Source organism: Allobosea sp. 05T422_2 (assembly GCF_056396265.1).
Window position 1 is genome coordinate 25,144 of the sequence record NZ_JBFTLD010000021.1, and the last position, 12,995, is coordinate 38,138.

The 12,995-nt window shown below is 66.2% G+C and carries 10 protein-coding genes; 5 read left to right on the forward strand and 5 right to left on the reverse strand.

What is annotated here, in order from left to right; translation table 11 throughout:
* Window positions 1-5 precede the first annotated feature (5 nt).
* Both AC1DJT_RS06305 and AC1DJT_RS06310 read right to left on the reverse strand, forming a co-directional pair.
* Window positions 6-1,484, reverse strand: coding sequence for an SLC13 family permease (locus AC1DJT_RS06305; RefSeq protein WP_476833734.1), 1,479 nt, complete (start codon window positions 1,482-1,484; stop codon window positions 6-8).
* A 147-nt stretch (window positions 1,485-1,631) separates the two neighbouring features.
* Window positions 1,632-2,237 (reverse strand): FMN-dependent NADH-azoreductase, encoded by a 606-nt coding sequence (locus AC1DJT_RS06310; protein WP_441504361.1) that lies wholly within the window; start codon window positions 2,235-2,237, stop codon window positions 1,632-1,634.
* A gap of 116 nt (window positions 2,238-2,353) precedes the next feature.
* Here AC1DJT_RS06310 and AC1DJT_RS06315 point away from each other — a divergent pair, with 116 nt between their 5' ends.
* Together AC1DJT_RS06315 and AC1DJT_RS06320 are read left to right on the forward strand one after the other, a co-directional pair.
* Window positions 2,354-3,355, forward strand: a complete 1,002-nt coding sequence (locus tag AC1DJT_RS06315; RefSeq protein ID WP_476833735.1) for a LysR family transcriptional regulator — start codon at window positions 2,354-2,356, stop codon at window positions 3,353-3,355.
* A 78-nt stretch (window positions 3,356-3,433) separates the two neighbouring features.
* Window positions 3,434-4,042: a glutathione S-transferase family protein gene (locus tag AC1DJT_RS06320; RefSeq protein ID WP_476833736.1), complete on the forward strand. Its 609-nt coding sequence runs from the start codon at window positions 3,434-3,436 to the stop codon at window positions 4,040-4,042.
* Between the two features lie 18 nt (window positions 4,043-4,060).
* Here AC1DJT_RS06320 and AC1DJT_RS06325 read toward each other — a convergent pair whose 3' ends face one another.
* From AC1DJT_RS06325 to AC1DJT_RS06335, 3 genes are all read right to left on the reverse strand, one after another.
* The gene (locus AC1DJT_RS06325; RefSeq protein WP_441504362.1) at window positions 4,061-5,830 is read right to left on the reverse strand and encodes a peptidoglycan L,D-endopeptidase MepK; all 1,770 of its coding nucleotides are present in this window, start codon (window positions 5,828-5,830) and stop codon (window positions 4,061-4,063) included.
* A gap of 200 nt (window positions 5,831-6,030) precedes the next feature.
* Window positions 6,031-7,956 (reverse strand): L,D-transpeptidase family protein, encoded by a 1,926-nt coding sequence (locus tag AC1DJT_RS06330; RefSeq protein ID WP_476833737.1) that lies wholly within the window; start codon window positions 7,954-7,956, stop codon window positions 6,031-6,033.
* A 108-nt stretch (window positions 7,957-8,064) separates the two neighbouring features.
* Complete coding sequence (locus tag AC1DJT_RS06335; RefSeq protein WP_441504364.1) at window positions 8,065-9,558, reverse strand: sigma-54-dependent transcriptional regulator; 1,494 nt, start codon at window positions 9,556-9,558, stop codon at window positions 8,065-8,067.
* A 165-nt stretch (window positions 9,559-9,723) separates the two neighbouring features.
* On the opposite strand from AC1DJT_RS06335, the gene AC1DJT_RS06340 reads away from it, so the two are divergent.
* The 3 genes from AC1DJT_RS06340 to AC1DJT_RS06350 are packed head-to-tail and all read left to right on the forward strand — an operon-like array spanning window position 9,724 to window position 12,957.
* Window positions 9,724-11,580, forward strand: a complete 1,857-nt coding sequence (locus tag AC1DJT_RS06340) for a M3 family oligoendopeptidase (RefSeq protein ID WP_476833738.1) — start codon at window positions 9,724-9,726, stop codon at window positions 11,578-11,580.
* Window positions 11,581-11,606: 26 nt separating this feature from the next.
* Window positions 11,607-12,488 carry a methyltransferase domain-containing protein gene (locus AC1DJT_RS06345; RefSeq protein WP_441504366.1) on the forward strand — a complete coding sequence of 294 codons (882 nt, stop codon included), beginning with the start codon at window positions 11,607-11,609 and terminating at the stop codon, window positions 12,486-12,488.
* A 16-nt stretch (window positions 12,489-12,504) separates the two neighbouring features.
* Window positions 12,505-12,957, forward strand: coding sequence for an acyl-CoA thioesterase (locus AC1DJT_RS06350; RefSeq protein WP_441504367.1), 453 nt, complete (start codon window positions 12,505-12,507; stop codon window positions 12,955-12,957).
* Window positions 12,958-12,995: the final 38 nt, after the last annotated feature.

Sequence of the window (12,995 nt, forward strand, 5' to 3'; positions counted from 1 at the left end):
GCCGGTCAACGCAGCAGCGGCAGGCCCATCAGTGGCCAGATGTAGGTCGCGAAGCCCATGAGTAGGGCGAAGATCAGGGGTAGCAATACCGCCGATAGCAGTACGAGGTCGCGCGGCTGATAGGTCGGCCGGGCGAGCCCGGCAAAGAGTGCAACCGGCTTGGCGCTGACCGGCAAGGTCTGGCAGAAGCCGGTTCCCATCACGATGACGAAAGCCAGCGCGCGGAGATCGTAACCCTGCGCCGCGAACGGCAAGGCGAGCATCGGAATCAGCACCGCGGCGCGGGCCGAGCGTGAGGTGATGACCAGGTGCGAGAGCAGCGCGATGGCACAGATCACCCCGACCAGCAGCCATGGCGTTGTCAGCGCTTCACCGGGCAGAAGGCCGAGCAGGCCCTTGACGATCGCGCCCGCCGCCCCGGTTTCGATCAGCGCGCCACCCATCAGTGTCGTCGCCGCGAGGAACAGGATGAGCTGCCATTCCGTCGCTTTCACGGCCTGTTTCATCGAGACTGGAGCGAGCGGTTGCAGAGTGACCGCGACAGCGCCGAGCAATGTCACGATCGCGATGTCGATGCCGTGCCAGCTTTGCGTGCTCCAGCCGATCATCACTGTGACAGCGACCGCGAGCACATGGATTTGTGGTCGGGTCAAAGGCGTTCGCTCAGGCGAGCGTCGCTCCAGCGAGCAGCTGCGCTCGGCGCGAGACAGGAACAGCGTGAGAATGGCGATCGTGGCGGCGAGGCTGCACAGCACCGCGAAGGGCRGGCCGAGGACGATCCAGTCGAGATAGTCCAGCCCCGGGCGGCCTGCCCTTGTCATCATCTCGACCGCGATCAGATGCGCGCCGGCTCCGATCAGCGATCCGCCCGCCGATAGCAGGATGACGGAGGGAAACAGCAGCGCCAATGCCCGGTTGATACGGCGGTCATCGATCGCCTCGGCCAGCGCCAGATAGACCGGCAACAGCAATGCGGCGCGTCCGGAGGTCGAGGGGACGAGGAAGGCGGTGGCAATGATGACGAAGGTCACGGAGAAGAAGAGCGAGGATACGCGCGAGAAGGGCTGCAGCGCCGACAGGGCCAGGCGTTCGGCGAGGCCGGAAGCGCGCAGTGCGGCCGCGATCACGAAGGAACCGATCAACAGCCAGATCRACTCGCTGCCAAGTGCGAGATAGAGCTGTTCGGTCGGCACCGTGCGGGTTGCGACCAGGGCCGCTGCGGCCGCAAGGGCGATCAGCGTGTCGTCGATCGCCGTCATCGTCCAGCCGATGGTGGCGAGGGAGAAGACGATCAGCACGATCCTGGCATCCGGTGCCAGTGGGGCCCCGAACCAGATCGACGATGCCGCAGCCGACGCGAGGGCTATGGCGGCGAAACGGATGAATGTGCCGGGCGCGCCGGGCGGCGCCAGAGGCGCACCGGCATGTCGGGACGGCTGCACCGGCGCGATCACGACGGGAGGAGGGGGGAGGACGCTGCTCATGTCGAGAGAAACGAGCGAGAACGCGTCTTATTCCCTCGGCTCGGCGCAGCAGTTGCTCAGTCCGCCCGGCGTGGCGGAGTTGACCCTGCATAGACAAGGCCGGCGTCAGTTTCCCGACGCCGGCCCTGTCCTGGCGAAATATCAGGCTCAGGCAACCAGCTTAAGTTCGGCCTGGGCGGCGTTGATCGCCTGCTCGCGTGCCTCGGGACCGAAAGCGAGCTTCTCGACGCGAATGAACGTGACATCGGTGATGCCCATGAACCCGAACAGGGTGCGCAGATGCGGCTCCTGCGAGTCCATGATCTGGGCGGGGCCGCTGCTGTAGAGACCGCCGCGGCTCTCGACCACGATCGCACGCTTGCCGGTCATCAGGCCTTCCGGGCCAGACTCGGTGTAGCGGAAGGTCACGCCGGCGCGCAGCACATAGTCGAACCAGGCCTTCAGCGTCGACGAGATGCCGAAATTGTACATCGGCGCGCCGACCACGATGATATCGGCCGCCTTCAGTTCCTCTACGAGCGCATCGGACAGCGTGCGGGCTTCTACCTGAGCCGGATTGGCCGGCTCGCCGCCGCGAATGGCGGTCGCGGAATCGAGGGTCAGATGCGGAACCGGGGCCAGGCCGATGTCACGTTCGACGACCTTCAGGCCAGGGTTCTGGGCGGTGAGTCGGGTGACGGTATCCTGGACGAGCTGCTTCGAAACGGAAGCCGAGCCGAGGGCGCTGCTGTTGAGAACGAGAAGGTTGGACATGGTTGCGATCCTGAAACGGAGGGAATGGCCTCGATGCAGTGCAACATAGCGGTTCACTTCACGCACCAGAACGCCCATAGTGGGAACCATACTGTTGCTCTCAGGGGAACACTCTCATGTCGGAGCTCGATGACATCCGCAGCTTCATCGCCGTGGTCGAGACCGGTGGCTTCGGGCGCGCGAGCAAGGTGCTGGGTCTRTCGAAGTCTATCGTCAGCCGTCGCATCGCTCGACTCGAGGCCGATCTCGGTACCCGGCTGCTCAGCCGCACGACCCGCGGCATCAGCCCCACGGAGGCCGGGATCGAGTTCAAGGCGCGCGGCGAACGCATCCTTGCGGATCTCGCGGAGGCGCGTGAATCGGTGGCGCAGCAGACCGGTGGCGTTGCCGGGAGGCTGCGCCTGTCGATGCCGCTGACCTTCGGCGTGCGCCATGTCGCGCCGGTCCTCGCCGAGCTGGCGCATCGTCACCCCAAGCTGGAGCTCGATGTCGAGGCCAGCGACCGCTATGTCGATCTGATCGGCGAACGTTTCGATGCGGCGATCCGGATCGGCACGCTCAAGGATTCCAGCCTGGTCGCGCGGCGCATCGCGCCGGTCTACGGAGCCGTGGTCGCAAGCCCGGGCTATCTCGATCGCAGGGGCCGCCCGATCTCGCCGCTCGACCTGACCGAGCACGACTGCCTCATCTATACCGGTACAGCGACGACAGACTGGACCTTTCGGATGAGCAAGCGCTGGGTTTCGGTCAGGCCGACCGGCCGGATGCGCTCGGACAGTGGCGAAACCCTGGCGGAATGGGCGGAGGCGGGGCTCGGGCTCGCCGTGCTGCCGACCTTCATGCTCACGGACGCGATCAGTAGAGGCGCGCTCRAGCATTTGTTGCTGGACTATCCGATGAAGGAGCAGGGGCTCTTTGTCGTGCGCCCGCCAGGCGCCTATGTTCCCGGCAAAGTGCGCGTTCTGATCGATCTCCTGGTCGAGCATTTCGGAGGCGAGCCGAGCTGGGATCGCTGCCAGATGGCGGCGAAGGCGCGCGGATTGTCCTTCGGCGCGGAGCCGGTTTCCGATGATGCCGTCGCGTCGGAGGCCGGGCTGCCTGCACATCAATTGGCGTGATCTTCGGCATCACATGATTTGGCGTTGCATTCCCTGAACGAGCGGCCAGTCTGCACGCGCTCACAAACGGAGATTGCGATGCTGCTCGTTGGAATGCTGGACAGTCCCTATGTGCGGCGCGCCGCCATTACCGGAACCTTGCTCGAGGTCGAATTCGAGCATCGCTCGGTCTCCGTGTTCCGCCACATGGATGCGTTCCGGGCGATCAATCCATTGATCAAGGCACCCTCGCTGGTTTGCGAGGATGGCACGGTAATCAGCGAGTCGCTGCTGATCATCCAGCATTTCGAGGATGTCGCCGGCCGTTCCCTGCGACCGATCGAAGACACTGCCCGGGTCCGCGATCTCAGCCTGACCGGCATTGGCATCGTCGCGGCGGACAAGGCCGTCTCGGTGGAATATGAGCGCAAGCGTCCCGAAGCCCAGCGCTATGCACCCTGGCAGGAGCGCATCGTGACGCAGTTGCACACTGCGCTCGATCTGCTGGATCAGGCGGCCCAGCGCGGTGAACTGGGCTCGGGGCCGGAGCTCGAGCCTGCCGATATCGCAGCTGCCATCGCCTGGGGGTTCTGCCGCTTCGTGATCCCGGACTATGTCGAGGAGAGCCGCTGGCCGGCTCTTGCTGCTYAGGCGCGCGCCTGCGAGGAGCTGGCCGTGTTCAAGGCCTGGCCAATCGACCGGGAGTGAGCCCCCGGTTCAGCCTGCTCAGTTCTGGACGAAGTTCGTCGGCAGTGGTTTCACCGCAGGGCCGCTGAAGCTGCCGGTCTTGGCGTCGCTCGGATCGGCATGGCTGAAGCCGAGCGAGGCGGCCGGACCGGGGCCCTGGACCCAGCCGGGTGGCGGGGCCGAGGCGGCCTTGGCGCGTGCGGTCGCAACCGTCACCTTGCGACCTTCGGGCGCGGGACGGCTAACGGCGGCGAAGAGCGAGTCCAGGTTCGAACGGTCGGCGTCATATTGCGCAACGATCGGCGTGGGTGCAGGGCTGCCACCGTTGTTCCGCTCGGTCCGGGCAATCACGGTGCTGCCGAGTTGCGGCCGGCTCGGCGGCATCGGATGAGTGATCGTGACCAGCCTGCCTTCCTGCTGGACGGCCGGCACCGGGTCGGCATCGCTGCCGCGCAACGAGGCCGTGGCCAGGTTCGCAAAGGCGACCGGACGCGAAGGCGGCAGCGGGGCGGCCATCGGCTTGCCGGCGACGACCGTCTCGACCAGTGCCGTCATTTCGCCGGGACGGCGCGGCGGCAGCGAGGCCAAGATCAATTTCTGCTCCTCGCCGGGGCGGCCGCCGGGCGCAAGCTGAGGTGCGAAGGCAAGTGCTCCGCCTTGCTGCGGCAGTGCAGCAACCTGGACAACGCCCTGCTGCCCAGCCGGCGGAGTGAGGCCGCCAGGGCGTGCGATGGGAAGCGGCGCGTCGATCAGCTTCGGCCTGACCTCTTCGGGAGCGGGCGCTGGTGCGAGCGCCGCGACCTGAACCGGCGGCTCGGCCGGGACGGGGGCCTGACGGATGGGGCGGGTCACGCGCGGAGCCGGCTCCGGAGCCGGGACCGCGACGAGCGATGCGCCGAAGCGCGTGCCGCCATCCTCCGAGCTGCTGTCGGCGTAATTCTGGCGGGCATAGGCCATGACGACCGGCTGCGGCTTCGGCGCGGGGGCGCGCCCGCGCTGTGGCCGTGCATCCGCCTCCTCGTCATCGCCGCCGAAGAGGGCGGCCCACAGGCTCTTGCGACCGGATGAAATCACCGCGCCTTCATCGAGATCGGCGGCGGCATAACCAGCCACGGCACCGCCGCGCGCCAGGACATCGGCTTTGGCCAGCTCGTATCCGGCAAGCGGCTGGCCATCGGCCGGCAGATGCACGGTCTTCTCGTCCGGGAAGAGGCGCACCAGCTGGTCGCGCGTCATGCGCGGCCAGGAGCGGACCGAGCCGGCATCGAGATGGACGAATGGCGTATGCGCGCCCGGATAGAAGCCGACGCCGCCGCGTTGCAGCCGCATGCCGGCTTCGCGAATCCTGGCTGTCGGGGTATCCGGCAGGTAGAAGTCCATCGCCTTGCCGAGCGTGTGCTGGCTGTGCTTGGCGACGCCGCGCGAGCGTCGGCGCAGCATCGAATTGGTACCGGGCGAGCGATAGGCTGAGACGACGTGGAAGGGCTGCTCGGAGCCGACGGTGCGCTGAACCTCCCAGGCGACGTCGAACAGGCGCGGGTCCATCTTGATCGGTTCGTCGATGCGCCAGTCGCGCAGGGCCCAGTTCAGCTTCTCCAGGCCTTCGGCGACATAACGTCCGTCACGCTTGAAGGTTACGGTGATCTCTTCCTTGGTGTGCATGTGCCGGATGGAGATCGTGCGCGTGTCGCCATTGGCGACGGCGTTCTGCGTGCCGCGGATGCCGCAGACGAGGGCCGCGAATGCAATGGCCATCGTCAGTCCGCCACGGAAACCCGGCGTAACGCGCAGCAGAAGCCGTCTCGGCATGGTGGCTGAGGATCTGCTCAAGCTACTCGACCCGTCTCGATGCGCCGGCAAGGAGCTCGGCAAACGTCAACGAACAGTTGCGGAGATGCGTTAACAGCAGGTTAACAAGCAGGTAACCTGCACGCTACGATTCTTTCCACCGAAGCTGGCTAGCTGTGGATCGTGGCGAAAAGGTGCCCGATCCACATTTCGCCACGATCTCAGCCCTGCTGCTCCAGAGCCTGCCGCACCATGCGGTGGAAGCCGTAGATATCGTCGAAGGTCACCAGCTTGCCGTCCGGCTGGACGACATGAGTGTTGTAGACAAGGTGGATCTGCAGCGGCTGCGGCAGCCGGATGGTGCGCTCACCGGAGCCGATMAGACGCTTCAGACGCTCTGTCGTCCATTCCGGGCCGAGCACCTGGTCGGCAAGCAGGAAAGGATTGTCGACGCGCACGCAGCCATGGCTGTAGGCCCGGCGTTCCGTCGCGAAGAGCCGGCGGTTCGGCGTGTCATGCAGGTAGACGGCATGGTCGTTCGGGAACATGAACTTGATCCAGCCGAGCGCGTTGCGCTCGCCCGGCGGCTGGCGCACCGAGATGTTGTTGCCGCGGCGGGTCACGACATAGCCGCGCTTGGCGGCATAGTCCGGATCGGCGGCGAGGCCGGGCAGGAATTCCTTCTTCAGGATCGATGGCGGCACAAACCAGGATGGGTTGACCACGACATGGTCCATCCGGTGCGAGAAAATCGGCGTCGCCGATTCAGGTTTGCCGACGATGGTGCGGGCGTGGTGCACCACCTTGCCGTCGCGGATTACCCGCATCTGGAATTCCGGCACATTGACCATGATATGGGTCTGGCCGAGATCGGCGGGCAGCCAGCGCCAGCGCTCCATCTGCGCGACGATGTCCTGCTGGGCGCGGTTGGTCGCCGGCGTGCCGAGCGCCGCAATCGTCTGGGCGCTGAGGATGCCGTTGGCGCGCAGGCCAGCCTGTTTCTGGAACTCGGCGACTGCAGTGGCGGTCGAGCGATCGAACACAGCCTCATCGGACGGGCCGAGGCCGAGCCGGGYGCGGATCAGGTGTACGCGCTCGTCACGCATGCCGAGCTTGAGCGGAGGGCCGGCGGGAATGCGCACCATGGGCGTATCGTCCTGGTGGTGGCGCAGCTCGGCGAGCTTGGCCTTCAGGCGGCGATAGCCCTCATGCGGCGGGTTGTAGGCCGCCAGCACCTTGCCCGGATCTGGAACGGCCGCGATCTCGGAGAGAACCTCGGTGGCGGAGGGCAGATACAGTGTCGGCGTGAGCAGCTTGGAAAGCCGGCGCGGGTCGACGCGGGCGCCGCGCGCGTCGCGGGCATAGAGCACGGCGAGCGCGGAAAGCCGGACATCGGCCTCGGCGAGGCTGCCCTTGTCGCTGGCCTCGAAAACGGGCAGCGGATAGTCGGTCGGTCGCAGGCCATCCTCGCCGGCGCGGCTTAGCTGCGCCACGAGCAGCTTGGCCGCCGCGCTCCAGCCCTTGCCGTCGATCCAGAAGGGACGGTTCTCGAAAGCCTGATAGGCGGCGAGGATCTCGCTGCGCTCGCGTTCCGCGAGGCGCGGCAATGCCAGCGCTTCCGGCGCGCGCTCGGTGATTTCGGCGGCGAGCGCCGGTCCGGCGGGAAGCTCGACCACGACCTTGGGCAGGTCCGGCGGCGCAATCACGGGTTCGGCGGAGCGCAGAGGCGCAGGCCTGGCGGCGGGGACAAGCGCTGGGTCGGAAGGCGGCAGATCGATGGCCGGGATGTCGAGCACCACAGGCTCGTCGAGGTCGACGCCGGGCGTCGTGGCAGGCGTCGGGGGCACCTCGAGCGGAGCAAGCCCGCCCTGTGGCTGGGCCGAGGGGGCAACCGTGCCGGTCACCATCTCCGGCTCGGCGTTCGCGGCCTTGGGGGCGGTCTCGATCGTGACGACAACCTCCGGCAAGACCGGCGGCGTCAGGCTCTCGGGCGGCTTGTCGCCATTCAGGATCAGCAGTGCCGGCTGCTCGGGCAGGGGGATGCCGAGTTGAGGCTCAAGGGTAGCCTGCGCAAGCGCATATCCGGTACCAAGGGCCAAGGCCAGGACCGATGCAGAAGCAAAGCTCGCCCAGTGGCGACGACGCATGGTCCAATTCCCTATAGCTCTGCCCGATATCCGCGATACCTGCGTGACTCGGCCTGTTTCGACAAGATGCGGGGGTGCAACAGCGGGCATCTTTCAGCTCTACAACGCCTATGCCGCATCCGAGTTCGCAGATGCGTCATCGCCCTCGATCAGCCCGTAATCCTTGAGTTTGCGATAGAGCGTCGAGCGACCGATGCCGAGTTTGCGCGAGACCTCGGACATGTGTCCGCGATAATGCGCCAGGGCGAATTTGATGATCTCGCGCTCGAGCTCTTCGAGCCTGCGGATGTCGGAGCCGGCGACCAAATCGAGCGCATTGGGATCGCGCACCGGCACCTGAATGATGCGCGGCGCCTCGTCGCGCGGCTCGGGGCGAGCGGTTGCGGTCGGCGCGGCCGGGATACGGACTTCAAAGCCTTCCATCTGCGCCGCGATCTGGGGGAATTCGGCGACGGTCAGCTCATCGCCATCCGCGAGCACGACCGCCCGGAACATCGCATTCTCGAGCTGGCGGACATTGCCCGGCCAGTCATAGCCGTTGATCAGGTTGAGAGCCTCGGGCGAGATCGCTCGCAGCTTCTTGCCCTCTTCGGCAGCGAACCGGACGAGGAAGCCGCGGGCCAGATCGGCGATGTCCTCCCAGCGCTGCCGCAGTGGCGGCAGCGTGATCGGGAAGACATTCAGGCGATAGTAGAGATCCTCGCGGAATTCGCCGCGCTTCACCTGATCGAGCAGGCTTTTGTTGGTGGCTGAAATGATCCGGATGTCGACGCGCACCGATTTCTTGCCGCCGACAGGGTCGACCTCGCCCTCCTGGATCGCGCGCAGGAGCTTGACCTGGGCATCGAGCGGCAATTCACCGACTTCGTCGAGGAAGAGCGTGCCGCCATTGGCTTCGACGAACTTGCCGATATGGCGTTCGGTGGCGCCGGTGAACGCGCCCTTCTCATGGCCGAACAGGATGGATTCAACGAGATTATGCGGGATTGCGCCGCAGTTCACCGTGACGAAGGGCTTGCCCTTGCGGTCGCTGGAGCCCTGGATGGCGCGCGCCAGCACCTCCTTGCCGACGCCGGATTCGCCCTCGATCAGGATCGGGATGTTCGATTTCGCGGCGCGTTCGGCCAGTCCGATGACACGGCCCATGTCCGGGCTCTTGGTGGCGAGGTCGCGGAAGCCGAGCTGCCCGGAGGCGCGGCGCTTGAGATAGCGCAGTTCATGTTCGAGCGCGCCGAGCTTCAGCGCGTTCTTGATCGATATCTGCAGCCGCTCGGCGCCGACCGGCTTGACCACGAAGTCGACGGCGCCGGCGCGCATCGCCGAGACCACGGTTTCGATCGAGCCGTTCGCGGTCTGCACGATCACCGGCGTGTCGATGCCGCGCTCACGCAGCCGGGAGAGCACGCCCATGCCATCGAGATTGGGCATGACCAGGTCGAGGACCACAGCGTCGAAGGCTCCGGTCTCGCCATTGCCAAGCAGGGCAAGCGCCTCGTCGCCGCTCTCAGTCACGACGACGTCGTAGCCGAAGCGCTTCAGCATGGCGTCGAGCAGTCGGCGCTGAACGGGATCGTCATCAACGACGAGAACGGTGGTTGTCATGTCACCTCGATGCCGGTCGCTGCAGAATCAGTGTTCCGTTTCGGGGCACTGTCATCCAGAACGGTTAAGCCGCTCTTAAGCGCCGGCGTCGGGCAGCGGCGTTGATCGCGCGGCCTTGTCCGCGCATATGGGTAAGGATGGTTTCGCCAGCGAGGTGCCTTTGACATGACGATTGCTTTCGACGGGACGATCTCCGCCAACGTCGCAAAAAGCGCGGCGAGCAGCGCCGCCAAGACCGCGAAGGCGCTGGGCAAGCTGCCGGAATGGGATCTCAGCCATCTCTATGCGTCGATGGATTCGCCCGAGTTCACCGCCGATCTCGACCGCGCGCTGACCGACTCGCAGCGCTTCGCCGCACTCTATCGCGGCAAGCTGGCGGAGCTCGCCGCCCGTGACGACGCGAGCGCGACACTCGCTGAAGCCGTGCGTGCCTACGAGCGGCTGGAAGACCTGCTCGGCAAGATCATGTCCTATGCCGGCCTCATCTACTCCGGCGACACCACCGATCCGAAGCGCGCCAAATTCTATGGCGACACCCAGGACCGGATGACGACCGCCTCGACCGAATTGCTGTTCTTCGGGCTCGAACTCAACCGCCTCGACGAGGCGCTGCTGGCCAAGATCGCGGCCGAGCCGCCGCTGAGCCATTGGCAACCCTGGATCGAGGATCTCGCCAAGGACAAGCCGCACCAGCTCGAAGACCGGATCGAGGAACTGTTCCACGAGAAGTCGGTGACTGGGCGTGGTGCCTGGAACCGGCTCTTCGACGAGACCGTCGCCTCGCTGCGCTTCACGGTGAATGGCGAGGAGCTGACGCTCGAGCTCACCCTGAACAAGCTGCAGGATGCCGACGGCGCGGTGCGCAAGGCTGCGGCCGAAGCGCTGGGCACGGTGCTGCGCGGCAATCTGCGCACGTTCTCGCTGATCACCAACACCCTCGCCAAGGACAAGGAAATCTCCGACCGCTGGCGCAAATTCGAGGATGTCGCCGATTCGCGGCACCTGGCGAATCGGGTCGAGCGCGAGGTCGTCGATGCTCTCGTTGCGGCCGTGCGCGAGGCCTATCCGCGCCTGTCGCACCGCTACTATAAGCTGAAGGCCCGCTGGTTTGGCCGCGAGGCCCTCGATTACTGGGACCGCAACGCGCCGTTGCCCAAGGTCGAGCAGCGCACGATTCCCTGGACCGAGGCGCGCGACACCGTTCTCGACGCCTATGGCGCCTTTTCGCCCGAGATGGCCGGCATTGCCCGGCGCTTCTTTGACGAGGGCTGGATTGATGCGCCCGCCCGGCCGGGCAAGGCGCCCGGCGCCTTCGCGCACCCGACCGTGCCGTCGGTCCACCCCTATGTCCTGCTGAACTACCAGGGCAAGCCGCGCGACGTGATGACACTCGCCCATGAGCTCGGGCATGGCGTGCATCAGGTTCTGGCGGCGCCGAACGGGGCGCTGATGGCGCCGACACCACTGACCCTGGCAGAGACGGCGAGCGTTTTCGGGGAGATGCTCACGTTCCGCAAGCTGCTCGACGGAACCACCGATCCGAAGCAGCGCAAGGCGATGCTGGCGGCCAAGGTCGAGGACATGATCAATACGGTCGTGCGCCAGATCGCGTTCTACTCCTTCGAGCGCAAGGTGCATGAAGCGCGCAAGGCAGGCGAGCTGACGGCGGACCAGCTTTGCGAACTCTGGATGAGCGTGCAGGCGGAAAGTCTCGGGCCGGCGATCACGCTTGGACCGGGCTATGAGCCGTTCTGGGCCTATATCCCGCATTTCATTCATTCGCCCTTCTACGTCTATGCCTATGCCTTCGGGGATTGCCTGGTGAACTCGCTTTACGGCGTCTATCAGAACTCGGCCGGGGGCTTTCAGGAGCGCTATTTCGCCTTGCTCTCGGCCGGTKGAACCAAGCACCACTCCGAGCTGCTGAAGCCGTTTGGTCTCGATGCGCGCGATCCCGCTTTCTGGCAGATCGGCCTCACCATGATCGAGGGGTTGATCATCGAGCTGGAGGGAATGGCGTGAGGCCGCAATAGCGCTGGAGCGCGGGCATGGCTGAGGGTCCCCTGGTTTTCGATCGTGATCTCGTCCGCCGCCGCCAGGCACGGGCGGTGGCGGGAGGCTATCCCGATTTCCTGCTGGCCCGCGCCAGCGAGGATCTCGACGAGAGGCTCGCTGCGGTGCTGCGCCGCTTCGCATTGGCGGCCGATCTCGGCACGCCGCTGCCGGTTGCAGCACCCGTGCTGCGTGCCAAGGCCGAGGCGCTCTGGCGAATGGCGGAGACCGAGGGGGCGAGAGGCGATGTCGTCGGCGATCTCGAGCGCCTACCGCTCGCAGCGGCTTCGATCGACCTTGCCGCCTCGCTGCTCGCCCTGCACGGCGTCAACGACCTGCCGGGCGCGCTGATTCAGATCAGGCGGGCGCTCAGGCCCGATGGCCTCTTCATCGGCTGCCTGCTGGGCGGTCGCACGCTTCAGGAATTGCGCGAAGTCCTGCTTGCCGCAGAAGCCGAGACGACCGGCGGCGTGAGCCCGCGTGTCGCGCCCTTCGCCGATCTGCGTGACATGGGCAGCCTGCTGCAGCGCGCGGGATTCGCACTTCCGGTGGTCGACAGCGAACTCGTCACGGTGCGCTATCGCGACCTGTTCGGCCTGCTGCGTGATCTACGCGCGATGGGCTGGGCTAATGCGCTGACCGACCGGCGCAAGGCGCCGCTCCGTCGCGACACGCTGATGCGTGCAGCTGCGCTCTATGCCGAGCGTTTTGCCGATCCCGACAGCCGGTTGCGCGCCACGTTCGAGATCGTCTGGCTTTCCGGCTGGGCGCCGCATGAGAGTCAGCAGAAGCCGCTCAGGCCGGGCTCGGCCAAGGCGAGGCTGGCGGATGCGCTCGGCGTGCCCGAGATCGGGACAGGCGAGAAGCCGGGGCAATGACAGGGAGCAGCAGCCGATGAGCGAACGCGCGGTACGGCTTGGTCGCTCCCATTTCAGGCTGTTTCGCGCGATTCCGACGCGTTGGGCAGATAATGACGCCTATGGTCACGTCAACAACGTGGTCTATTACTCCTGGTTCGACACGGCGGTGAATGCCTGGCTGATCGAGCAGGGGCATCTCGATCTTGCCGGAAGCGAGATTGTCGGCCTCGTGGTCGAGACGGCCTGCACCTATTTCGAAAGCGTCGCCTTCCCCGAGACGATCGAGGCTGGAATTGCGGTCGAGAAACTGGGCCGCAGTTCGGTGACCTATCGGATCGGCATCTTCCGGCGCGGTGGCGAGCAGGCGGCGGCGCAGGGCCGCTTCACCCATGTCTATGTCGGGCGCGCCAGCCAGAAGCCGGCCCCGATCCCGGACGGATTGCGCGATGCGCTCCAGGCGCTCGCCGTATCGGACGCGCCGGGCTGATCTCAGTTCGGGACACCGGTTGGTGCTTTCGCGGGCGG

What these genes read in the sequence shown, in the direction of transcription:
- AC1DJT_RS06325 (WP_441504362.1), bottom strand. Translation starts at nt 5,830, where the DNA reads ATGCCGAGACGGCTTCTGCTGCGCGTTACGCCGGGTTTCCGTGGCGGA.
- AC1DJT_RS06310 (WP_441504361.1), bottom strand. Translation starts at nt 2,237, where the DNA reads ATGTCCAACCTTCTCGTTCTCAACAGCAGCGCCCTCGGCTCGGCTTCC.
- AC1DJT_RS06335 (WP_441504364.1), bottom strand. Translation starts at nt 9,558, where the DNA reads ATGACAACCACCGTTCTCGTCGTTGATGACGATCCCGTTCAGCGCCGA.
- AC1DJT_RS06350 (WP_441504367.1), top strand. Translation starts at nt 12,505, where the DNA reads ATGAGCGAACGCGCGGTACGGCTTGGTCGCTCCCATTTCAGGCTGTTT.
- AC1DJT_RS06345 (WP_441504366.1), top strand. Translation starts at nt 11,607, where the DNA reads ATGGCTGAGGGTCCCCTGGTTTTCGATCGTGATCTCGTCCGCCGCCGC.